Source organism: Agrobacterium sp. 22-223-1 (assembly GCF_053522385.1).
This window is the reverse complement of record NZ_JBNWCN010000004.1, coordinates 1-22725: the sequence shown is the minus strand read 5'-3', so window position 1 is coordinate 22725 and position 22725 is coordinate 1. Positions and strand designations below refer to the sequence as shown.

Annotated in this window: 24 protein-coding genes; 18 read left to right on the top strand and 6 right to left on the bottom strand. The window is 60.5% G+C overall.

Annotated features, from left to right (window positions below):
• Positions 1-204 precede the first annotated feature (204 nt).
• The 5 genes from ACQZ60_RS17705 to ACQZ60_RS17685 all read left to right on the top strand — a co-directional run bounded on the left by ACQZ60_RS17705 (position 205) and on the right by ACQZ60_RS17685 (position 4367).
• A complete protein-coding gene (locus tag ACQZ60_RS17705) occupies positions 205-774 on the top strand; it encodes a GNAT family N-acetyltransferase (RefSeq protein ID WP_174057694.1) in 570 nt (189 codons plus the stop codon).
• A 147-nt stretch (positions 775-921) separates the two neighbouring features.
• Positions 922-1323: a MarR family winged helix-turn-helix transcriptional regulator gene (locus tag ACQZ60_RS17700; RefSeq protein ID WP_448735781.1), complete on the top strand. Its 402-nt coding sequence runs from the start codon at positions 922-924 to the stop codon at positions 1321-1323.
• Positions 1324-1409: 86 nt separating this feature from the next.
• Positions 1410-2705, top strand: coding sequence for an MFS transporter (locus tag ACQZ60_RS17695; protein WP_174057693.1), 1296 nt, complete (start codon positions 1410-1412; stop codon positions 2703-2705).
• Between the two features lie 310 nt (positions 2706-3015).
• Positions 3016-3714 carry an OmpW/AlkL family protein gene (locus tag ACQZ60_RS17690; protein WP_059757254.1) on the top strand — a complete coding sequence of 233 codons (699 nt, stop codon included), beginning with the start codon at positions 3016-3018 and terminating at the stop codon, positions 3712-3714.
• Between the two features lie 209 nt (positions 3715-3923).
• On the top strand, positions 3924-4367 hold the full coding sequence (locus ACQZ60_RS17685; RefSeq protein ID WP_448735780.1) for a glyoxalase superfamily protein: 444 nt from the start codon (positions 3924-3926) through the stop codon (positions 4365-4367).
• A gap of 72 nt (positions 4368-4439) precedes the next feature.
• On the opposite strand, the gene ACQZ60_RS17680 is transcribed toward ACQZ60_RS17685, so the two are convergent.
• From ACQZ60_RS17680 to ugpB, 4 genes are all read right to left on the bottom strand, one after another.
• A complete protein-coding gene (locus ACQZ60_RS17680) occupies positions 4440-5501 on the bottom strand; it encodes a sn-glycerol-3-phosphate import ATP-binding protein UgpC (protein ID WP_448735779.1) in 1062 nt (353 codons plus the stop codon).
• Positions 5501-6349, bottom strand: a complete 849-nt coding sequence (ugpE, locus tag ACQZ60_RS17675; protein ID WP_003523347.1) for a sn-glycerol-3-phosphate ABC transporter permease UgpE — start codon at positions 6347-6349, stop codon at positions 5501-5503. The genes ACQZ60_RS17680 and ugpE overlap by 1 nt, the downstream gene beginning before the upstream one ends.
• Positions 6350-6358: 9 nt before the next feature.
• Complete coding sequence (gene ugpA / locus ACQZ60_RS17670) at positions 6359-7240, bottom strand: sn-glycerol-3-phosphate ABC transporter permease UgpA (RefSeq protein WP_003523346.1); 882 nt, start codon at positions 7238-7240, stop codon at positions 6359-6361.
• Between the two features lie 69 nt (positions 7241-7309).
• A complete protein-coding gene (ugpB, locus tag ACQZ60_RS17665; protein WP_448735778.1) occupies positions 7310-8620 on the bottom strand; it encodes a sn-glycerol-3-phosphate ABC transporter substrate-binding protein UgpB in 1311 nt (436 codons plus the stop codon).
• A 338-nt stretch (positions 8621-8958) separates the two neighbouring features.
• On the opposite strand from ugpB, the gene ACQZ60_RS17660 reads away from it, so the two are divergent.
• The 3 genes from ACQZ60_RS17660 to ACQZ60_RS17650 all read left to right on the top strand — a co-directional run bounded on the left by ACQZ60_RS17660 (position 8959) and on the right by ACQZ60_RS17650 (position 10865).
• Positions 8959-10065, top strand: coding sequence for a CobW family GTP-binding protein (locus tag ACQZ60_RS17660; protein ID WP_162144099.1), 1107 nt, complete (start codon positions 8959-8961; stop codon positions 10063-10065).
• The gene (locus ACQZ60_RS17655; RefSeq protein ID WP_020813339.1) at positions 10062-10331 is read left to right on the top strand and encodes a hypothetical protein; all 270 of its coding nucleotides are present in this window, start codon (positions 10062-10064) and stop codon (positions 10329-10331) included. Before ACQZ60_RS17660 ends, ACQZ60_RS17655 begins: the two co-directional genes overlap by 4 nt.
• Before the next feature lie 96 nt (positions 10332-10427).
• Entirely contained in the window at positions 10428-10865 is a 438-nt protein-coding gene (locus tag ACQZ60_RS17650) for a YqaA family protein (protein WP_031234538.1), read from the top strand.
• A gap of 192 nt (positions 10866-11057) precedes the next feature.
• On the opposite strand, the gene zigA is transcribed toward ACQZ60_RS17650, so the two are convergent.
• The gene (gene zigA / locus ACQZ60_RS17645) at positions 11058-12263 is read right to left on the bottom strand and encodes a zinc metallochaperone GTPase ZigA (protein ID WP_020813337.1); all 1206 of its coding nucleotides are present in this window, start codon (positions 12261-12263) and stop codon (positions 11058-11060) included.
• A 296-nt stretch (positions 12264-12559) separates the two neighbouring features.
• On the opposite strand from zigA, the gene aztA reads away from it, so the two are divergent.
• The 10 genes from aztA to ACQZ60_RS17595 all read left to right on the top strand — a co-directional run bounded on the left by aztA (position 12560) and on the right by ACQZ60_RS17595 (position 22298).
• Complete coding sequence (gene aztA, locus ACQZ60_RS17640; protein ID WP_020813336.1) at positions 12560-13387, top strand: zinc ABC transporter ATP-binding protein AztA; 828 nt, start codon at positions 12560-12562, stop codon at positions 13385-13387.
• The gene (aztB, locus tag ACQZ60_RS17635) at positions 13380-14246 is read left to right on the top strand and encodes a zinc ABC transporter permease AztB (RefSeq protein ID WP_174057685.1); all 867 of its coding nucleotides are present in this window, start codon (positions 13380-13382) and stop codon (positions 14244-14246) included. Before aztA ends, aztB begins: the two co-directional genes overlap by 8 nt.
• A 28-nt stretch (positions 14247-14274) precedes the next feature.
• Positions 14275-15300: a zinc ABC transporter substrate-binding protein AztC gene (gene aztC, locus ACQZ60_RS17630; RefSeq protein ID WP_020813334.1), complete on the top strand. Its 1026-nt coding sequence runs from the start codon at positions 14275-14277 to the stop codon at positions 15298-15300.
• Between the two features lie 125 nt (positions 15301-15425).
• Positions 15426-15899 (top strand): ribonuclease H family protein, encoded by a 474-nt coding sequence (locus tag ACQZ60_RS17625; protein WP_448735777.1) that lies wholly within the window; start codon positions 15426-15428, stop codon positions 15897-15899.
• A gap of 229 nt (positions 15900-16128) precedes the next feature.
• The gene (locus tag ACQZ60_RS17620) at positions 16129-16821 is read left to right on the top strand and encodes a FadR/GntR family transcriptional regulator (protein WP_191856105.1); all 693 of its coding nucleotides are present in this window, start codon (positions 16129-16131) and stop codon (positions 16819-16821) included.
• Entirely contained in the window at positions 16818-17990 is a 1173-nt protein-coding gene (locus ACQZ60_RS17615; RefSeq protein ID WP_448735776.1) for a PLP-dependent transferase, read from the top strand. The genes ACQZ60_RS17620 and ACQZ60_RS17615 overlap by 4 nt, the downstream gene beginning before the upstream one ends.
• A gap of 38 nt (positions 17991-18028) precedes the next feature.
• On the top strand, positions 18029-19288 hold the full coding sequence (locus tag ACQZ60_RS17610) for an ABC transporter substrate-binding protein (RefSeq protein WP_448735775.1): 1260 nt from the start codon (positions 18029-18031) through the stop codon (positions 19286-19288).
• A gap of 150 nt (positions 19289-19438) precedes the next feature.
• On the top strand, positions 19439-20383 hold the full coding sequence (locus ACQZ60_RS17605) for a carbohydrate ABC transporter permease (RefSeq protein ID WP_003525091.1): 945 nt from the start codon (positions 19439-19441) through the stop codon (positions 20381-20383).
• Positions 20384-20386: 3 nt separating this feature from the next.
• Positions 20387-21217, top strand: a complete 831-nt coding sequence (locus tag ACQZ60_RS17600; protein WP_035228147.1) for a carbohydrate ABC transporter permease — start codon at positions 20387-20389, stop codon at positions 21215-21217.
• 4 nt (positions 21218-21221) lie between these two features.
• Entirely contained in the window at positions 21222-22298 is a 1077-nt protein-coding gene (locus ACQZ60_RS17595) for an ABC transporter ATP-binding protein (RefSeq protein WP_448735774.1), read from the top strand.
• A 231-nt stretch (positions 22299-22529) separates the two neighbouring features.
• Here the strand turns inward: ACQZ60_RS17595 and ACQZ60_RS17590 are convergent.
• On the bottom strand, positions 22530-22725 hold a 196-nt coding region (locus ACQZ60_RS17590), incomplete at its 5' end, for a TOBE domain-containing protein (RefSeq protein WP_448735773.1).

The window sequence follows — 22725 nt, the reverse complement described above, 5'->3', positions numbered from 1 at the left end:
CTCCTTAAAAGTCCGAACGCCGTCCGCTGAGCAGAGCGGCGTTTCGACCAAGCTTCCGTTCCGGCCCTGCCGATTGTGCTGATGCGCAAATCCCTGCTTGCTGCACCTCTTCCAGCCGAGGAAAGCGTGTCGGCGGGCCGGAACGGCTCCACCAATTTTTCATCAAGGGCCGCGTGTGGGCGGTAGTGTGACGGGAGGCCAAGGATGGCCGCTCTTTTGAATTCGGTACGGGCATTTTTCACGCCGCAGACATTTCATGTCGATCAGGAAAATCCGGGCGATGTCGTCGCCCGTGAGAACCTGCTCGACCGCGCCATGGGCGCCGGCCGCCGCCGCAAGTCTTCCGAAAAGCTGCGCGCCGGTCGCGTTCCGGCCGAAGGCCTGGCGCTCGTCGCCCGCGATGAGGATGGCCATGTCATCGGCACGGTGCGCCTGTGGAATGTCGAGGCCGGAATCTCGCGTGAAGGCCGCGCCGTCGAAGCGCTGCTGCTCGGCCCGCTGGCCGTCGATGCCGCCCATGAGGGCAAGGGCATCGGCTCGGCGCTGATGCGCGCCGCCATTGCCGAAGCCACCAAGCGTGGCCACGGCGCCGTTCTTCTGGTTGGCGATGCACCTTATTACGAGCGCTTCGGCTTTTTCGCCGACAAGGCCCAGCACCTCATCATGCCCGGCCCGTTCGAGCGCAGCCGTTTCCTGGCGCTGGAACTGAAATCCGGCTGGCTTGAAGGCGCTGCCGGCCTGCTGGTGGCAAGCGGCCGCAGGCTCTCGGCCTGAGACTGGCCTCGCTGCTGATATCAAACCCCGGCCCAAAGCCGGGGTTTATTGTTTCTGCTCTATGGCCATGGGGCCGGCCGTTGCTCGCCGATAATTTCTCGGGGCGCCTCTTGCGCACAGAAATTTACGGGTATATACCCGAGACAAATGCCAAACGATAGTTGCCATTGCATCCTGTTGCGCAAAGCATCCCGCAAGGTTTCGTCCTATTATGACGAGGCCCTGGCGCCGCTTGGCGTGAATATCGGTCAGTTCAGCCTGTTGCGGAATATCAATCGCACCGCGCCGGTTTCGCTGACCGATCTGGCCGCGCGGGTGGAACTGGATCGTTCCACCGTCGGCCGCAACGCCAAGGTGCTGGCTCGTATGGGTCTGGTTGCCATCGGTCACGGCGAGGATCAGCGGGAAGCGATGCTGACCGTGACGAAGGAAGGCCACACGATCCTGAAAGCGGGCGCGCCGCTCTGGGATGGGGTGCAGGATGAAATCGAGGCCCGGCTTGGGCCTGAGAAGACAGCACAATTGCAGGAACTGCTCGCAGCACTGTGATTTTTGGGGACATAAGCGGGTATCTGCCCGCAATACAGGGTATATACCCGTAAATCGGCCGCGGCCGCTGGAAAGGGAATTTGAACATGCTCTCCACACGCCTCGCCAGCTGGATGGCCGGCAGAAATCTGCATTATGGCTGGCTCGTTGCCGCAACCACCTTTTTGACCATGCTGGCCACCGCTGGTGCGATGGGGTCCGCGGGGGTGATGATCCAGCCGCTGCATCAGGAATTCGGCTGGGATATTGCCGATATTTCCTCCGCAATGGCCGTCAGGCTGGTGCTTTTTGGCCTGCTCGGGCCTTTTGCCGCCGCCTTCATGAATCATTTCGGCGTCCGGCAGGTGGTGTCCACCGCGCTTGCCCTGATCATGGGCGGCATTGTCGCCTCCTTCTTCATGACCGAGGTATGGCAATTGCTGCTGCTCTGGGGCGTGGTGATCGGCGTCGGCACCGGCATGACCGCGCTGGTGTTGGGCGCCACCGTGGCGACACGCTGGTTCTCCAAGCGTCGCGGACTGGTGATCGGCCTCATGACGGCGAGTAACGCCACCGGTCAGCTGGTTTTCCTGCCGCTGCTGGCGGCGCTGACGGAAGCCTATGGCTGGCGAACCGCCTTGACCCTGTCCGTTGCGGTAATCGCAACGGCCATGGTCCTCGTCCTGCTTTTGATGCGTGACCATCCTGCCGATGTCGGCTTGCCGGCCTATGGCGAGACGGTGGTGGCAAAACCGGTCAAGCAGGATCACAATCTTCTTGCCACACTGGTATCGCCGCTGGTGACCCTGAAGAGCGTATCGGGCAACCCCGTCTTCTGGGTACTTTTCGGCACCTTCTTTGTCTGCGGACTTTCGACCAATGGTCTCATCCAGACACACTGGATTTCGATCTGCGGCGATTTCGGCATGGCTGCGGTGACGGCGGCGGGCACGCTGGCGGTGATCGGCATTTTCGATTTCTTCGGCACGATCTTCGCCGGCTGGCTTTCCGACCGCTTCGACAATCGTTTCCTGCTGTTCTGGTTCTACGGTCTGCGCGGGCTTTCCCTGCTATATCTCTCATTCTCGGGGTTCAGCTTCGTGGAGCTTTCGGTCTTCGCTGTCTTTTACGGGCTGGACTGGGTGGCGACCGTGCCGCCGACGGTGAAGCTCGCTGCCGAGAATTTCGGGCGCGAAAAGGCCGGTCTCGTTTTCGGCTGGGTGTTTGCCGGCCATCAGCTGGGAGCCGCCACCGCCGCCTTTGGTGCCGGTTTCTTCAAGAGCGACTTCGACACCTATATGCCCGCGCTGCAGATTGCCGGTCTGATGTGCATGATCGCGGCCGTCTCGGTTCTGCTTCTGCGCAAGCCGGGTTCCGCAACCCTGACGCCGCAGGCCGCGTAATAGAGGTGATGCACTGGAAGGAGGCCTGCAAATGCAGGCTTTTTTCGTATTTTTCCGACATCTGCCGGGCTCGTTGTGCATCCGCTTCTCGATCGCTGGATGGCATTTGTTGCGTAATTGTCACAATGCTTGCCGGTTAATCGTTCCGATCCATGATCGGCGTCCCGGTTTGATCCATCTCAATCGGCCCGCCTCTCCCTTCGTCATAGTGGCCCCAAGCGGTTGCGGCCGGCGAAGATTCGCGAAAGCCCGCCGTCATCAGCCGGTTCCGGGGACTTGCCCGGCTGCGGTGCGCTATAGGAGAGATGGAATGACGAACAGAAACAAAAAAACCGCCTTGCTTGCCAGTGTCGCAGTCGGTGTTGCGGCCATGCTGGTATCCGCCAATGCCATGGCTGCCGATCTGGCCCAGGCAGCGCCGGCCCCCACTGCCGAAGAGGCGATTGCGGCGGCAAGCCCGTGGATGCTGCGCGTGCGCGGTCTCGGCGTCATCACCCATGATAGTGGCAGCGTCGACGGTTTGCCGGGAGCGGGCCTGTCCTATTCGGACACCGTGATCCCTGAACTCGACATCAGCTATTTCTTCACCGAAAACTTCGCCGCAGAGCTTATCCTCGGCACCACCTATGCCAAGATCAATGGCGAAGGTGTGCTGGCCGGCACGCCGGTCGGCAAGACGTGGCTGCTGCCGCCGACGCTGACGCTGCAATACCACTTCACCGATTTCGGCGCTTTCAAGCCCTATATCGGCGCGGGCGTGAACTATTCGCTGTTCTATAATCAGACGGAAAAGCCCGGTTTCAGCAATCTCGACGTCAAGAACAAGGTCGGTGCAGCCGTGCAGGTCGGTTTCGACTATATGCTGGACGAGCATTGGGGCGTGAACTTCGACGTGAAGAAAATCTTCCTCAAGACCGACTGGACGGCGGAACTCGGCGGCACACCGATCAGCGGCAAGGCCAAGCTCGATCCATGGCTGATCGGCGCGGGTATCACCTATCGCTTCTGATTAGGGGATCGGTTAAGCGTCGCCTTTGACGGGCGGCGCTTTCTGGGCTATAGGGACGGCCACGGGCATAAGAGCCCCGGCCGTCCGCAGGCGTTTGCGCCCCTGGTGAAGCTCTTTATTAAATAACGGTCATCCCATGTTTTGCATGTCGTCGATGGCAACGCGGACCCCCTTCGGAATAGTCGGCATGCGCATGTTGGAGAACCGTTATGAACGTGTCCAAACCGCTCCCCGCACTTGAGGGGCTGAAAGAACAGGCGAAACGCCTGCGCGCCGCTCTCGAGGATCAGGGGCAGGCAATCACCCATTCGAAAGCGCTGGAACTCATCGCCGCGCAATATGGCTTCCGCGACTGGAATACCCTGCACGCCACGGCCGGCAACCGCCCCGCTTTCAACCCCTATCTTCTGGGGTCTAGGGTGGAAGGTTTTTACCTCGGCCAGCCTTTTGTGGCCTCCGTTCTGGGCGTGCAGGCGCTCGGCGGCGATCCCGAACGTTACCGGCTGACCCTGCATCTCGACGATCCGGTGGATGTGGTGACTTTCGAAAGCTTTTCCGCTTTCCGGCAGCGCGTTCATTGCAATGTCGATACATCCGGCCGCACGGTGGAGAAAACCTCTAATGGCCGGCCGCAGGTGGAACTCGTCTGGTAAGGAGCCGCCGGAGATTCTTGCGATAGTGCGAGCACCCGCCGAGTGGCGGGTGTCCCTTTTTCGTCGGCAGGCTTAGATTCTCTTCCCCGTCGCATCGAACAGGTGAAAATCCTTCGCCTGGGCGGCAATCTTCAGCGTTTCGCCGATGCGCAGCTGCGAGCGTCCGTGGACGCGGAAGACGATGGTGGTGCCGTCGGCGAAGGAGCCGTGCACGTAGCTTTCCGCACCCACCAGTTCCACGGCGTCCACCTGCACGGTGCCGGTGAAGGCGGCGTCTGCGGGGGCTTCATCGGCAAGGGTAATGTCTTCGGGGCGAATGCCGAGCGTGGCGACGCCCTGCGGTAGTGCCGCGGTTCCCTGCACCGACCAGCCGGAAGAGCCGTTTGCCGATGTCGCGCCATGGCTCAGCAGGTTCATGGAAGGCGAGCCGATGAAGGTGGCGACGAAGGTGGTTGCCGGCTTTTCGTAAAGCTCGATCGGCGTGCCCATCTGCTCGATGCGGCCGGCATTCAAGACCACCAGCCGGTCGGCCAGCGTCATGGCCTCCATCTGGTCATGGGTCACGTAGACGCTGGTGGTGGCGAGCGAGCGTTGCAGACGGCGGATTTCGACACGCATCTGCACGCGCAGCTTGGCATCGAGGTTGGAGAGCGGCTCATCGAACAGGAAGGCCGCCGGCTTGCGCACGATGGCGCGGCCCATGGCCACGCGCTGGCGCTGGCCGCCGGAAAGCTGGCGCGGCTTGCGTTCCAGGAACTGTTCGATCTCCAGCGCCTTGGCCGCCTCGGTGATGCGCCGTTCGATTTCCTCCTTCGGCGTGTTACGGTTCTTCAGGCCATAGGCAAGGTTCTGGCGCACCGTCATATGCGGATAAAGCGCATAATTCTGGAACACCATGGCGATATCGCGGTCGGAGGGTTCGAGATCGTTGACGACACGGTCGCCGATGACGATCTGGCCGCCGGAAATGCCCTCCAGCCCGGCGATCATGCGCAGCAGTGTGGATTTTCCGCAGCCGGAGGGGCCGACAAGTACGATCATTTCGCCGTCGGCAATGTCCATCGACACGCCCTTGATGGCCTCGACATTGCCGCCATAAACCTTGCGGACGTCTTTCAGCGCAATTTTTGCCATTACTTCTCGGTCTCCACCAAACCTTTGACGAACCAGCGCTGCATCAGCACCACAACGATAATCGGGGGGATGATGGCGAGGATCGCCGTCACCATCACATAATTCCAGGGCGTCGAAGCGTCGGTGAAATCCACCATGCGCTTGAGGCCGATGATGATCGTGTTCATCTTGGCGTCGTTGGTCACGAGCAGCGGCCAGAGATACTGGGTCCAGCCATAGATGAACAGGATCACGAAAAGGGCGGCGATATTGGTTCTCGACAGCGGCAGCAGAATATCGCGCATGAAGCGGAACGGCCCTGCATTGTCGATACGCGCCGCCTCGACCAGCTCACCGGGAATGGTCAGGAAGAACTGCCGGAACAGGAACGTCGCCGTCGCAGATGCCATCAGCGGCAGCGTCAATCCCGCATAGGTGTCGATCAACCCAAGATCGACGATGACCTTGTAAGTGGGCAGGATGCGCACTTCCACCGGCAGCATGAGGGTGATGAAGATCATCCAGAAGAAGCCCATGCGGAAGGGAAAGCGGAAGAAGACAATGGCGAAGGCCGACAGGAACGAAATGACGATCTTGCCGATGGCGATGGCGAGCGCCACGACGAAGCTGTTGAACAGCAGCCGCTCAAGGCTGACGCCGACCACTCTTTCGACACCGCCGACCATGGCCTCGGTGTAATTGGCGCTCAGATGATCGCCGGGCAGGAGCGACATGGGCGGGCGGATGATATCCGTCGACGTCATGGAGGAGGCGACGAAGGTGTAATAGATCGGGAAGGCCACGATGATGATGCCGAGAACCAGCATCAGATGGGCGATCACGCGGGCGACCGGGCGATTTTCAATCATGGGAAATCCTCAGCCGTAATGCACGCGCTTCTCGACGAAGCGGAACTGGAAGGCGGTGAGCGCGATGACGATCACCATCAGGATCACGGATTGCGCGGCGGAAGAGCCGAGATTGAGGTTCACGAAACCATCATTATAGACCTTGTAGACCAGCGTTTCGGTCGCCTTGGCCGGGCCGCCGCCGGTGACGGCATGGATGATGCCGAAGGTATCGAAGAAGGCGTAAACCGTGTTGACGACCAGAAGGAAGAAGGTTGTCGGCGCCAGCAGCGGGAAAACGATGGTCCAAAAGCGCCGCGAACCGCGCGCGCCGTCGATGGAGGCTGCTTCCAGCAATGATTTAGGAATTGCCTGCAAGCCTGCGACAAAAAACAGGAAATTGTAGCTGATCTGCTTCCACGCCGCCGCCGCGACGACGAGCAGCATGGCCTGATCGCCGTTGAGCAGCGGGTCCCACATGATGCCGTTGCGGCGCAGGATGTAGGAGAAGGTGCCCATGGCCGGGTTGAACATGAAGAGCCACAACATGCCGGCCACCGCGGGGGCGACGGCATAGGGCATGATCATCATGGTGCGGTAAAAACCCTTGCCGCGCACCACGCGGTCCGCCGCCGTCGCCAGAAGCAGCGCCAGCCCCATGGAGACGAGCGCGGTCAGGATGCTGAAGATGACGGTGACCTGCAGCGAGTTCAGATAGCTTTCATCCGACAGCACGGCGGAAAAATTCGCCAGCCCGACGAAATTGCTGTTCAGCCCGAAGGCGTCCTCGCGCATGGTCGACTGGTAAAGCGCCTGGCTTGCCGGCCAGAAGAAAAAGATCACCGTGAGGATGATCTGCGGCGCGACCAGCAGATAGGGCAGGATCTTGTTGGGGAATACGACGCTTTGCACGGCGATCTCCTGATGAAATGGGAATGCCGCCCGCACCCTTTTGAGGATGCGGGCGGGGCAGGGGATCGTTTAGTTGCCGGCAGCCTGTTTGATGGCCGCATCGCCGCGCTCGACGATCTTGTCGAGTGCCGCTTTCGCGTCCTGCTTGCCGGCCAGCATCGCCTCGAACTCTTCATTCATGATGTCGCGCACCTGCGGCAGGTTCACGAGACGCACGCCCTTGGAGTTTTCTGTCGGCGGCTTGCCCATCATCTGCAGCAGCGGCGTTTCACGGGCGGGGTTCTTGTCGTAGAAGCCGGATTTCTTGGTTTCCTCATAGGCCGCGATGGTCACGGGCATATAGCCGGAGACCTGATGCAGGCGCGCCTGGATATTGGTCTGGGAGAGGAAGTGGAAGAACTCGGCTACGCCCTTATATTCGGCGTCGCTCTTGCCGCCGAAGACCCAGAGGCTGGCGCCGCCGGGAATGGTGTTCTGCGGACCATGGCCCTCATAATAGGGAAGCTGGCCGATGCCGTAATTCATGCCGGTCTTGACGATATCGCCAAGGCCGCCAGAAGATTCGGTCAGGATGCCGCATTCGCCGGACATGAACAGCTGCTTGGCTTCCGAGGTGCGGCCGCCATAACGGAAGGTGCCGTCCTTGGCGAGATCGGCAATCGCCTGGAAATGCTCGACGAAGAGCGGTGCATTGACCGCAAGCTTCACATCCGTGCCGCCAAGGCCGTTTTCATTGCTGCCATAGGAGACGTTGTTCCAGGCGGCGAAGTTTTCGGTCTGAATCCAGGTGAGCCAGGTGGAGGTGAAACCGCATTGGGCCGCACCGCTGGTCTTGATCTTCTTGGCGGCTTCGAAAACTTCCGGCCAGGTCTTCGGCGGGTTGGCGGCGTCGAGGCCGGCCTTCTGGAAGACATCCTTGTTGTAATAGAGGATCGGCGAGGACGAATTATAGGGGAAGGACAGCATGGTGCCGTCAGGCTTGGAATAATAGGCCACGATGCCGGCCAGATAGTCGGCCTTGTTGAAGGTATAGCCGCCTTCCTTCAGCACGTCGGCCACCGGCTTGATGGCGCCGGCAGCACCCATCATCACGCCCGAACCGGCGTCGAAGACCTGAATGATCGCCGGCGGCTGTTTGGCGCGGAACGCCGCAATGCCGGCATTTAGGGTTTCCGGATAGGTGCCCTTGAAGACGGGCGTGATCTTGTATTCTTTCTGGCTATCGTTGAATTCTTTGGCAAGCGTATCCACGACCTCGTTATTGGCGCCGGTCATGGCGTGCCACCACTGAATGTCCGTTACTGCATATGCATTCGATGTGACAAAAAACGAAAGCGCGGATGCCGCGGCGAGGCGGTAGCTGAGTTTTTTCAAGGTCATTCCTCCCGTTATGAAAACAGTAAAAGATACAGCCCCTTATTGCAGTCGTTCCTCCTCGATCCGGCTGCGGGCGATCTTTTCTGTACTAGCGATCTGATTAAAAGCGAACTCTAACGAAAATGCAAGAGAACGTGGAACGATTAAAACGAAAGTGAAGGAAACGGATTTATTATTCCATTTCCTGCGTTCCATGGTTTTTTCATGCGCCCGACCGTTAGGGGAATGCCGGCGCGGGATTAGCTCCCGCCGGAAATCCAATAATCGTCATTGATATGTTATTACATTACGTATTATGGTGCGGCGAATTTATGGATGGCGAAGGTGCGGATGTGTTCGGAATGAAGCGGAAAAATGCGGTCGATTCCAGGGACGATTCGGCCGTCGCGCCACCTGTCCGCACGGTGCCGGTTACCCTGCTGACCGGTTTTCTGGGCGCGGGCAAGACGACGTTGCTGAACGCGCTTCTGACTGAGCCGTCCATGCGCGATGCCGCGGTCATCGTCAATGAATTCGGCTCGGTGCCCATCGATCACGGTCTGGTGCGAACGGGTTCTGAACGATATTTCAGAACGACGACGGGCTGCATCTGCTGTACGGCCACCAGCGATATCCGCACCTCGCTTTACGAGCTGCATCAGGCCTTTCTGGAAGGGATGATGCCGGAAGTATCGCGGGTCGTCATCGAAACCACCGGCCTTGCCGATCCCGCGCCGATCATCAACAGCCTGATCGCCGGTGGCACGCCGGCGCTTGGCCTGCGCGATCACATCGTGGCCCGGCATTTCCACCTTTCAGGCGTGGTCACGGCTTTCGACGTTGTCTCCGGTCCGGCGATGCTCGACAGTTTTATCGAAGGCTGGAAACAGCTTGCCTTCGCCGATCATATCGTTCTGACGAAAACCGATCTTGCCGATGCTGCGGCCGTGGACCGCGAAAGCCTCGCGGATCTCAATCCTGCGGCATCGTTTCATGACCGTAATGCCGCCGATTTCGATCTGATGTCGTTGTTTGCAGCGTCGGATTATTCGCTGCGCGGCAAGCCGGAGGATGCGCCGGGGTGGCTTGCGGCCGACAGGCTGAGCCTTCATGCCGCCCACCAGCACGATATCAATCGCCATGGGGTCGGGGTCGAGGCTTTCGATCTCACCTTCGACGGCGCTTTCGATCCGCAGGCGATCGTCACTTTTCTGGAGCTCGTCACCAGCAATGTGCATTCCGGCCTGTTGCGGCTCAAGGGAATTTTCGGCGCGACGGATGACCCGGAGCGGCCGGTTGTCGCCCATGCGGTGCAGCACCGGCTTTATCCATTGACCCGCCTGGAGCGCTGGCCGGATGGCAATCGTTCCACGCGCATCGTGCTGATCGGCATGGATATGCCGCAGCAGCCGATCCGCGCTCTCTTCGATACGTTGGCCTCGCGGGCGGGGCGAAAGGGCAGGGCATGAACAATCCGCTTGCGCGTAGCGGCTCGGCAATCGTCTCGCAGGCCCGTCTTCTGAAGCAATGGTCCCGCGATCTGCTGCATCTCTACCCCGAAGACATTATCACCGTCAGCGAGCTTTCCTGCTCCCTGCCGGATTGCCCACCACGCGAAACGGTGATCGTCATCCTGTCGGCTTCCGGTGCCAGCCGGCAACTATCCATCCACAAGGCGCTTCTCGCGGTGGATCATGACGATATCGTGCGCGCCATCGCCGCGAATTCGGCTTGAGAACCCGTCTTCAGGCTCAGGATGCGCTTGACCGCCGCCGCCCTCATCCGCCACTTCAGGGGCAGCGCGGGATTCGCGGATGATGAAGGGCGGGCAATGGCCGATCTGGCGGTATATGCGGGTTTGTTCCTGACGGCGTTTATCGCGGCGACCATTCTGCCCATGCAGTCGGAGGCCGCACTGGCCGGCCTCATCGTTTTGAAATCGCAGCCCGTCTGGCTGCTGGTCGTCGTGGCCAGCGCCGGCAATGTCGCCGGCTCCTTTGCGAACTGGCTGCTCGGCCGAGGCATCGAGCGCTTTCGGCATGAACGCTGGTTTCCGGTCGGTGAGGCGGCGCTGGAGCGCGCCCAGAACTGGTATCGTCGTTATGGCAAATGGTCACTGCTCATCAGCTGGGCGCCGCTGATCGGCGATCCGCTGACGGTCGCCGCCGGCATCATGAAGGAACCGCTGCCGGTCTTCCTGCTGCTGGTCACCATCGCCAAGGTCGGGCGTTATCTCGTTCTGGCGCTGGTGACGCTGAATTTTCTGTAGTGTTTCGCAAGAAACGCTGCGGCCTGTTTCTTCTCTCCGCCGGGGAGAAGGTGGCCCGAAGGGTCGGATGAGGGGGCAACGCTGCCGTAACTCACTGCCCTTGCCCCCTCATCCCGCTGCCGCGACCTTCTCCCCGGCGGGGAGAAGGCGAAAGACGCAACCGCTCGGCTGAAATGCGGGCGGTGGAGACAATCAAGCCGCCTGCCGGTCCCAGCTTGCGAAAGGATCGGGTAGATGCCGCCATGCATCCGGTGTGAATGCCTCGGTATCGATCAGGCAGGCATCGAGCTGCGCGCGGATGCGCGCCTCGTTCATCGGGTCGGAGCCGATGAAGACGATTTCCTGTCGGCGGTCGCCGAAGACCGGATCGAGATAGGGCTTCATCATATCGAGGAACTGCTTTTCGCGCGGCCATTGCTCCTTCGGCACGGCGGACCACCACAGGCCCATCTTGCCGGTACGCACCAACGCGCCGGCCTGGCTGATCTCACCGACATAACGCGGACGCGTCGCCAGCCAGAAGAAGCCCTTGGCGCGCACCACGCCGGGCCAGGCGCGGTCGATGAAACGCTGGAACAGCACGGGGTCGAAGGGTTTCTGGGCGCGGTAAACGAAGGAGCGGATGCCATATTCCTCGGTTTCGGGAATGTGGTCCTTGAAGCCGTGCAATTCCTTGAACCACAGAGGGTGTTCTTCGGCCCTGGCGAAATCGAAACGCCCCGTGCCCAGAACCTCCTTCAGCACCACTTTGCCGAAATCGGCTTCAATCAATTTCGCATCCGGGTTCAGCCCGACAATGATTTTGCGGGCGGCGTCTCGCTGTTCCGGTGTGGCAGTCCCGATCTTGTTGAGAACGACGACATCGGCGAATTCGATCTGCTCCACCAGAAGGTCGACGATGGTGCGGTTGTCGCCATCGCCCGCCGTTTCGCCCCGGTCGGCGAGAAAATCGGACGAGCCGTAATCGTTGAGAAGATTGGCGGCATCCACCACCGTCACCATGGTGTCGAGACGCGCAACATCGGAAAGGCTGCGGCCGTTTTCATCGCGAAAATCGAAGGTCGCGGCCACCGGAAGCGGCTCGGCGATGCCGGTGGATTCGATCAGAAGGTAATCGAAACGGCCCTGTTCGGCCAGCGCCCGCACCTCCGTCAGGAGGTCGTCGCGCAGCGTGCAACAGATGCAGCCATTGGTCATTTCCACCAATTGCTCTTCCGTGCGGGAGAGATTGGCGCCGCCATCGCGCACCAGTGCGGCGTCGATATTGATCTCGCTCATGTCATTGACGATCAACGCCACGCGCAGACCATCGCGATTGGCGAGAATATGGTTGAGAAGCGTCGTTTTGCCGGCGCCGAGAAAGCCGGAAAGCACGGTGACGGGAAGTTTTTGCGACATATGGACCTCGTTCTTTGGCAACGCTCGCGTGGACCTCATGGCGACCACGCGCACGATCTGGAAACGACGGGTTCGGTGCTGCCCCGTCTTTGTTTTGTAACGTAATAACATTACATGTTGACCGCCTGTCAACGGGCGACAGAAAAAAAGCGTCCCCGCAATGCGGAGCTGCGGCTTATGCGAAGCGCAACGTATCTTTCCGATAGTTAATGTTATTTCATTACATATTCGTTTGACGAATGTAATAACATTACATATCAAGGGCCATCGAATGACATCCTGCCCCGGAGGGATCGATGAGCGATCCGTGCCTCGCCTTCAAAAATCTGACGCTTGGATATGCCGGCCGCGCGGCCGTGCATCATCTGAATGGCGATATCGCCAAAGGCTCGCTCACTGCGGTGGTCGGCGCCAATGGCTCGGGAAAATCCACGCTGATGAAAGGCATTGCCGGCATTTTGAAGCCGCTCGGCGGCGAATGCCGGGTAAGCCCAAATCTGTCCGTCGCTTATCTGCCGCAGCAATCGGAACTCGACCGCTCTTTTCCGGCGCAAGTGCGGGATCTGGTGGCGCTTGGTCTCTGGCCGAAACGCGGCCTGCTTGGCCGCCACCGTCCCGAAGACCGGGCGGCGATGGGCCGCGTGATGGAGGCGGTCGGGCTTTCCGGTTTCGAAAAGCGCAATATCGACTCGCTCTCCGGCGGCCAGATGCAGCGCGCCCTGTTTGCCCGCGCCATGTTGCAGGATGCGCAACTGATCCTGCTCGACGAACCCTTCAACGCCGTCGACGAGCGCACCGTTTCCGACCTTATGGTCCTCATCAAATCATGGGTGGCGGAGGGGCGCACGGTTCTGGCCGTCCTTCATGATTTCCAGCTCGTGCGGCAGCATTTTCCGGAGACCCTGTTCCTTGCCCGAAAGCTTGTCGGGCTGGGTCCGACGGCCGAGGTCCTGCAGGCGGAGAACATCCGGCAGGCGCGGCATTTCCACGAGGCGTGGGAGGAGAATGCGCCCTGGTGCGAGCCGGCCGAGGCGCCTTCGCTGCAGATCGTCGGGGCAAGTCCGCAGGCTGCATCCGCCCATTCCCATGCCCACTCCCACGCGAATTCGAATGTCCATGGCTGATATCTTCATCCAACCCTTCGTCCAATATGTCTTCATGCAGCGCGCGCTTGCCGGTGCGCTGATCCTTGCCATCAGCTGCGGCCCGGTCGGTGTGTTTCTGATGCTGCGCCGCATGAGCCTGACGGGCGACGCCATGTCTCACGCCATCCTGCCGGGAGCGGCGATCGGGTTTCTGTTCTACGGGCTGGAAATCCTGCCCATGACCATCGGCGGGCTGGCCGTCGGCCTTCTGGTCGCGCTGGGTGCCGGTGCTGTGTCACGCTTCACCATCCAGAAGGAAGACGCCTCGCTTGCCGCTTTTTATCTCATCTCGCTGGCGCTCGGTGTGCTGCTCGTCTCATGGCGCGGTTCCAGCGTCGATCTGATGCATGTGCTGTTCGGCACCGTGCTGGCGCTGAACAATGAGGCGCTTGGCCTGATCGGCGGCATCTGCATCGTGACGTTGGTGGTGATGATAACCTTCTGGCGGGCGCTGCTGGCGGAATGCCTCGATCCCCTGTTTTTGCGCTCGGTCAGCAACTGGGGCAGCCCGGTGCATTTCCTCTTCCTTGCCATCGTCGTGCTCAATCTGGTCGGCGGCTTTCAGGCGCTGGGAACACTGCTTTCCGTCGGGCTGATGATGTTGCCCGCCGCCGCCAGCCGCTTCTGGTCCAACCGTGTCGCGCCCATGTGCTTCATTTCCATCGGCATCGGCATGGTGTCCTGCTTTGCCGGTCTGCTTTTGTCCTATCACGCGTCGCTGCCATCCGGCCCGGCGATCATCCTTTCCGCGGGCGTCATCTATGCGCTCTCCATCCTCATCGGCACGCGCGGCGTGCTCAGCGATCTTCTCGGTTCCGGCCGTCACAGGACGGCCTGAAAACAGCGTTCGAAAAAGGAGAACCTTCATGTTCAAAACCTTCCGTCTGGCCACCTGCGCCAGCCTTCTTTCCCTCTCCCCGGTTCTGATGGCGCAGGCCTCCGCCGCCGAACTCAAGGTCGTTGCCAGTTTCTCGATCATCGCCGATTTCGCGAAGAACGTCGGCGGCGACCGCGTCGAAATCACCACGCTGGTCGGGCCGGATGGCGACGCCCATGTCTATGAACCCCGCCCGGCCGATGCCGTCGCCGTCAGCAAGGCGGATGTGGTGCTGGTCAACGGTCTGGAATTCGAAGGCTTCCTGAAGCGGCTGATCGACACCAGCGGCACCAAGGCGCCGGTGGTGGAACTGACCAAGGGCGTGGAGCCGCTCAAGCTTTCCGAAGAGCCGGCAGGTCACGCCCATCCGGAAGCCGAGGAAGAGGAAGGTCACGACCACAAGGCAGAGGAAGCCGGCCACAGCCATGAGACCGCCGAGGCCCATGATCACGACCACGGACATGAAGGACATCACCATCACGGCGAGTTCGACCCGCATGCCTGGCAGTCGATCAAGAACGCCGAAATCTACGTGAAGAATATTGCCGGCGCCTTTTGCGAGGTCGACAAGGCCGGTTGCGCGACCTACACCGCCAATTCGGATGCCTATATCGCCAAGCTTGCCGCTCTGAACGAGAAGGTGAAGACCGAGATCGCCGCCATCCCGCCGGAAAAGCGCGTCATCATCACCTCGCATGACGCCTTCGGTTATTTCGAGCATGCCTATGGCTTGAATTTCCTCGCACCTGAAGGCGTTTCGACGGAATCCGAAGCCTCGGCCGCCGATGTCGCCAAGCTGGTGGATCAGGTGAAGCACGACAAGGCCTCGGCGATCTTCGTCGAAAACATCACCGACAAGCGGCTGATCGACCAGATCGCCAGCGAAACCGGCCTGAAGGTTGGCGGCACGCTCTATTCCGACGCGCTTTCGACCGCTGACGGCCCGGCTGCAACCTATATCGACATGATCAACCACAATATCGAGACGATCACGGCGGCCGTGCTCGGCCAGTAAGTTCGACCATATCGCTGTGAGTTCGGGGAGGGTGGCTTGTGCCGCCCTCTCTGCTTTTGTGTTTATGCAACGGCCCTGGAACTCTTCCTTTAGCGATTTCCATATTGGTGCTACAAAGCCTCCTCATGTCCGATGCGCTTCACATCTTCACCGACGGCTCCTTCGACGATGCTTCCAGCTCCGGAGGATGGGCGTTCGTGGTTCATGAAGCGGGCCACCAAGTCCATTCCGCTTCAGGCAGGACTGTCGGCACATCGAACAATACGTTCGAGGTCCTCGCCGTTCTCAACGCACTATCCTGGATCGCCGTCGAGGCGCCAACACGGGCAGTCACACTCTGGACGGATGCCGTTCATGTCATCGAAGGCTGCCGCCGATATAGGGCGATCTGGCGCAACAACGGCTGGAAGCGGATCACGCCCAACCAGCGCAGCCGCCGAAGACCGATCCCCGACAGGGACATCTGGCAGCAGCTCGACAGCCTGCTGGAGCGGCATCCCCATGTGGTTATAGAATGGTGCAAAGGGCATTCCGGCACTGTCGGCAACGAGCATGCCGATGCTTTGGCGCGTGGAGTTTCCTCCGCGACGGTGACTTAGCCGGAGGCCGTCAGTCGCCGTGATTCGGCGCATGAATCTCTTCACTTCAGCCATCCCCATCTCGACCGTTTTCCGTATCGAGCGGTTGCGCCGGTACTCTTTCGCGACTCCAACCGAATGGTGTGCACGCCCGGCCGCCTTGCCGGTTGACAATCGCCGTCCCGTTTGAAATGGTAAGATGTCAGACCAATTTAGAGGATGCGTCTTGGACAGGTCCAGCCGGGAACTCATGCAGCCAATTCCGCCGAGCGACCGCGTGCGCCAGGTCGAGGCCGCGCTTTCCGACTATGTGGAGCGGGCAGGGCTGAAGGCTGGAGACCGGCTGCCGGCCGAGCGGGAACTGATGGCGGCGCTGGGCGTCGGCCGGTCCACCATCCGCGAAGTCATTCGCAAGTTTCAGGCGCTCGGGGTCATCGACAGCCGCAAGGGCAGCGGCAATTATCTGCTGAAGCCGATTTCCGCCGCCACCGTGCATATGCCGATTTCCATCGATGCCGAAAGCCTGCGTGATGCGCTGTTGATGACGCTGGAAGTACGGCGCGGCATCGAGGTTGAGGCCTCCATGGCCGCCGCCCGCCGCCGCACGCCAGACGATATCGCCACGATGGAAGCGCGGCTTGACGAGATGGAGCGGGTGCATCTGGCCGAAGGCACCTCCGGCAAGGCAGACCTTGCCTTCCATCTGTCGATCTACGACGCCACCCATAATACGCTGTTCAAGCAGCTTCTGGAGCAGATGCGCGAAGGTTTCGAACGCTTCTGGTCGAAGCCGTTCGACCGCCCGGATTTCGCCGGCCGCTCTTTTCCCTTTCACCGCACGCTGTTCAACGCCATCGCCGCCGGCGATGCGGCGGGTGCGCGTGAAGAAACACTGAAAATCCTCGCTGTCGTCGAGGAGGATATCAAGGACATGTCGAAATGAACCATGGCAACGATCTCTTCGATCCCGCCTCATTTATAGTTGCGCATGACGAGGCCCACGCCTTCGAAGCCGTGGTGCCGCCCATCGTGCAGACCTCGCTTTTCACCTTTTCCAGCTATGACGAAATGGTCTCCACCTATCGCGGCGAAAAGGTGCGGCCGGTCTATACCCGCGGGCTGAACCCCACCGTGCGGCTGTTCGAGGAGATGCTGGCGAAGCTGGAAGGGGCCGAAGATGCGCTTGGTTTTGCAAGCGGCATGTCGGCCATTTCCTCCGCCGTGCTCTCCTTCGTTTCGCCGGGCGACCGGATCGTCGCAGTGCGCCATGTCTATCCCGATGCGTTCCGCCTGTTCGGCACCTTCATGCAGCGCATGAATATCGAGGTGGTCTATGTCGACGGCCGCGATGAGGCGGCGGTTGAAAAGGCGATGCCGGGCGCAAAGCTGTTCTACATGGAAAGCCCGACGAGCTGGGTGATGGAAGCTCATGATGTCGGCGCGCTGGCGGCTATCGCCAAGCGGCATGGTGCCGTCACCGTCATCGACAATTCCTGGGCAAGCCCGGTCTTCCAGCAGCCGATCTCGCTCGGAGTCGATCTCGTCGTGCATTCCGCCTCGAAATATCTGGGCGGTCACAGCGACGTGGTTTCCGGTGTGGTGGCCGGTTCGAAGGCGATGATCGACCGCATCCGGGCGGAAACCTATCCCTATCTCGGCGGCAAGATGTCGCCTTTCGATGCCTGGCTGCTCATTCGCGGGCTTCGCACCCTGCCGCTGCGCATGAAGGCGCATCAGGCCTCGGCGCTTGAGATCGCAACCCGCCTGCAGGCGCTGGATGTGGTGGAGAAGGTCTGCCATCCGGGGTTGGCGAACCGCCTGCCGCCCGGTCTCAACGGCACGTCGGGCCTGTTTTCCTTCATCTTCAAGGAAGGGGTGGATGTGCGCGCTTTTGCCGACCGCCTCAAGCTTTTCAAACTGGGTGTTTCCTGGGGCGGGCATGAAAGCCTCATCGTCCCCGGCGAAGTGGTGCTCGAACAGAAGGCGCAGCCAAACTCCGCCCACACCTTCGGCATCAGCGCGCGTTCGGTGCGCCTGCATGTCGGGCTGGAGGGCACGGAAGCCCTCTGGAACGATCTCGAACCCGCGATCAAGGCGGCCACCGCCGCCTGACGTGTTTTTAAACTGACGACAAAAAAGGGGAGAACGACATGAAAAAACTGGTAACAGCAGCAATCTTCACCGCCCTGATGACCGGAACGGCGCTGGCGGACACGACCTTGAAGCTGGTGGAAGTCATCACCAGCCCGGAACGCACCGAAACGCTGAAGGGCATCGTTTCGAAATTCGAGGCTGCCAATCCCGGCACCAAGGTGGAAATCATCTCGCTTCCCTGGAGCGAAGCTTTCCAGAAATTCGCCACCATGGTCTCGGCCGGCGATGTGCCTGACGTGATGGAAATGCCCGACACATGGCTGTCGCTTTATGCCAATAACGGCATGCTGGAGAGCCTTGAGCCCTATCTTGCCAAATGGGAGCACACCGCGGGCCTGAGCGAGCGCACGCTCGAACTCGGCCGCGATGTCAAGGACACGGCCTATATGCTGCCCTATGGTTTCTACCTGCGCGCCATGTTCTACAACAAGAAACTGCTGGCCGAAGCCGGCGTGAATGAGCCGCCGAAGACACTCGAGGAATTTGCCGATGCCTCCAAGAAGGTCGCAGCCCTTCCCGGCAAATCTGGCTACTGCCTGCGCGGCGGCCCGGGCGGCCTTAACGGCTGGGTCATGTTCGGCGCATCCATGGCCGGTTCGAACGAGTTCTTCACCAAGGACGGCACCTCCACCTTCGATAGCCCCGGCTGGGTGAAGGGCCTGACCTATGTGGTCGATCTCTACAAGAACGGTTACGCGCCGAAGGACAGCGTCAACTGGGGCTTCAACGAGATCGTCGCCGGCTTTTATTCCGGCACCTGCGCCTTCCTCGATCAGGATCCGGATGCGCTGATCGCCATTGCCCAGCGCATGAAGCCGGAAGATTTCGGCGTCATGACCATGCCCAAGGGCCCCGACGGCAAGACCTTCCCGACGATTGGTTTCGCCGGCTGGTCGATGATGTCGAAATCCGAAAACAAGGACCTTTCCTGGAAGCTGATCGAGACGCTTGAAGGGCCGGAAGGCAATATCGAGTGGAACAAGAAGACCGGTGCTCTGCCGGTGCACAAGTCGGCGGAGAAGGACCCCTTCTATGCCAGCGAGCAGTTCAAGGGCTGGTTCGACGAACTGGCCGACAAGAACGCCGTGCCGACGACGATGCCGACCTATCTTGAGGAATTCGCCTTCTTCAAGGATTCGCTTGTGATCAAGACATCGCAGGAAGCGCTGCTCGGCGACATCACGCCGGAAGACCTTGCCAAGCAATGGGCTGATTACATGACCAAGGCGCAGCAGAAGTTCCTGGCGTCCAAGTAACGACATTGACCGGCCGTGCGGGCGCAAATGCCCGTGCGGCGGTCTTGCCGGCCTTCGCTGCGACAGGCCTTTTCCTCGCAATTTTTCGGATCGGTAAGCCGAGAGGCTGGAAAACCCGTCCGTTCCGTCGTCCGATCAGGGAGCGATACAATGTCCTATGCCCATGGCGCCGGGCCGGTGGCTGCGCGCAAACCGGCTGGCAAGCCCGCGATGCGGCGGTTTGCCGATTGGGCCGAACCCTGGCTTTACAGCGCGCCCGTGCTGGTGCTCATCGTCGCCGTCATGCTGGTGCCGCTGGTGCTTGGCCTCTCCTATGCCTTTCGCGATGTGCAGCTGCTCAATCCGTTTTCCGGCGGTTTCGTTGGCCTCAAGCATCTGGAGGCGCTGTCGCAGGATGCGGCCTTTTACCGGGCGCTGAAAAATACGCTGTGGTGGACCGGCGCTTCGGTTTTCCTGCAATTCTTCTTCGGCCTCATTCTGGCGCTGCTGCTCGATAAACCCTTTGCGGGCAGGGGGCTGGCGCAGGCGCTGGTCTTCCTGCCATGGGCCGTGCCGACCTTCCTTGCCGGCCTCAACTGGGCATGGCTGTTCAATCCGGTCATCGGGCCGCTGCCGCACTGGATGGTCTCGCTCGGACTTCTCTCCGCACCCAACAATATCCTCGCCGATCCGCAGCTTGCCATGTGGGGGCCGATCATCGCCAATGTCTGGTGGGGCATTCCCTTCTTCGCCATCACTTTGCTTGCCGCATTGCAGGCGATCCCGCGCGATCTTTACGAGGCGGCGGAAATTGACGGGGCGAACCCGCTGCAGCGTTTCACCTCCATCACCCTGCCGTTTCTGGCGCCCACCATCGCCATCACCATCCTGCTGCGCACCGTCTGGATCGCCAATTTCGCCGACCTCATCATCGTCATGACCAATGGCGGGCCGGCCGACCGCACTCAGATCGTCGCCAGCTACATCTTCACCCAGGCCTTCCGGCGTCTGGATTTCGGTTATGCCTCGGCCATCGCGCTGGTGCTGTTGGTGCTGCTGCTTGCCTATTCCATGCTGATCGTGCTGCTGCGCCAGCGCCTGATCGAGAAGGACTGACCGATGACATCAAGGATATTTCTCACCCTTGCCCATCGTCTGGCGATCCTTGCCTATATCGCCTTTGCACTGTTCCCACTGTTCTGGCTGCTCAAGGTGTCCGTGACGCCGAATGATCTTCTCTATAGCGAAGGTGTGAGGATGTGGCCATCGCGGGCGACATGGGATCATTATCGTTTCGTCATTGAAAACAGTGCCTTCCCGACGTTTTTTAAGAACAGCGTCATCGTCGCGGGCTCCACCGCAATTGCCGTAACGATACTTTCTTCGCTGTCGGGTTACGCGCTGTCCCGCTTCCGTTTCAAGGGCAAATACTGGATCGTCGCGCTAATGCTGATCACCCAGATGTTTCCGCTGGTCATGCTGGTCGCGCCGATCTTCAAGATGCTGTCGCCGCTCGGGCTTACCAACAGCCTGACGGGCCTCGTCATCGTCTATACCGCCTTCAACGTGCCCTTCGCCACCTTCCTGATGCAGTCGTTCTTCGATGGCATTCCGAAGGATCTGGAAGAAGCGGCGATGATTGACGGGGCGAGCCGGTTTACGGCCTTCCGCCAGATCATTCTGCCGCTGACGCTGCCGGGCATTGCCGCGACGCTTGGTTTCGTCTTCACCGCCGCGTGGAGCGAGCTTCTGTTTGCGCTGATGCTGATTTCCGGCAACCAGAGCGCCACCTTCCCGGTTGGCCTTCTGACCTTCGTTTCGAAATTCTCCGTCGATTTCGGGCAGATGATGGCGGCGGGCGTTCTGGCGCTCATTCCGGCCTGCCTCTTCTTCCTGCTCATTCAACGTTATCTCGTGCAGGGCCTGACGGCCGGCGCGGTGAAAGGATAATCCCATGGCTTCCATCGAGCTGAAGAATGTCGGCAAGACCTATGGCGACCTCGCCGTGCTGCATGGCGTCGATCTTGATATAAGGGATGGCGAGTTCATCGTCCTCGTCGGTCCCTCCGGCTGCGGAAAATCGACGCTGCTGCGCATGATCGCCGGGCTTGAAGAGATAACGTCCGGCGACCTGTCCATCGACGGCGAACGCGTCAATAATCGCCGCCCGAAGGATCGCGATATCGCCATGGTGTTCCAGTCCTATGCGCTCTATCCGCATATGAGCGTCGCCGACAATATGAGCTATAGCCTGCGCCTGCGCCGCAGCCCGAAAGAAACCATCGCTGCGGCGGTGGCCGGTGCTTCCGCCAAACTCGGCCTCGATCCCTATCTCGCCCGCCGCCCGAAGGCGCTCTCCGGCGGCCAGCGTCAGCGCGTCGCCATGGGCCGCGCCATCGTGCGCCAGCCAAAGGCCTTCCTGTTCGATGAGCCGCTGTCCAACCTCGATGCCCGGCTGCGCGAGCAGATGCGCGCCGAGATCAAGCGCATGCATGCCGATCTTGGCGCAACCTCGGTCTACGTCACCCATGACCAGATCGAGGCGATGACGCTTGCCTCGCGTATCGTCGCCATGAATGCCGGCCATGTACAGCAGATCGGCGCACCGCTCGATCTTTACGATCGTCCGGCCAATCTTTTCGTCGCTGGTTTCATCGGTTCGCCCGGCATGAATTTTCTGGAAGGGCGGCTTGCGCAGGAGAATGGCGGTAGCTTCGTCGTGCTGGGTGACGGAACGCGCCTTGCGCTCGGCCGCGATGTGAAGCTTACCGATGGCGAGCCGGTCACGCTCGGCATTCGCCCGGAACATGTCGTCGTTGCACCGGCTGAGGGCGGTGTCGAGGCAACCGTCGATCTCGTCGAGCCGACCGGCCTCGGCGTCATCCTGCATCTCACCGTGCATGGATTGCCGTTCAAGCTGTTTTCATCAGACCGGGCATTGTTGCAGCCGGGCAAGTCCCTGCGGGTCGGTTTCCCGCAGGAAAGGCTGCATGTCTTTGATCGGAATGGCGTGAGGATCGGGGAGGGCTGAGGTTTGGCATAGTACGGAGGAATATTTCCTGTACACATCCACCTCCGTCATTCCGGCCTTGAGCCGGAATCCAGCCGACGCGCGTCTGCGCGGCGGGATGAGTCTTTTCAGCCCAAGGACTTGGGCTGGCTGGATTCCGGCTCAAGGCCGGAATGACGGGAAGTTGGAGACGTTGGGAGCCTTCGCAAACGCCGCGAAGCTGGCGTCAGATTATCCTTTCCAGTCTTCCCGTCATATTGCCTTGCCCTTTTCATCGAACCTGTGGATCTTGGTTTCATCCGGCGTGATGAACACAGTATCGCCATGCCTGCATTCGAACTCGCCGTCCGTGCGGGCAGTGATCGGCCCGATGCCTGACACCTCGAGATGCAGGAAAGTATCCGATCCGAGATGTTCGGCGACGGTGACCTTGCCCTGCCACAGCCCG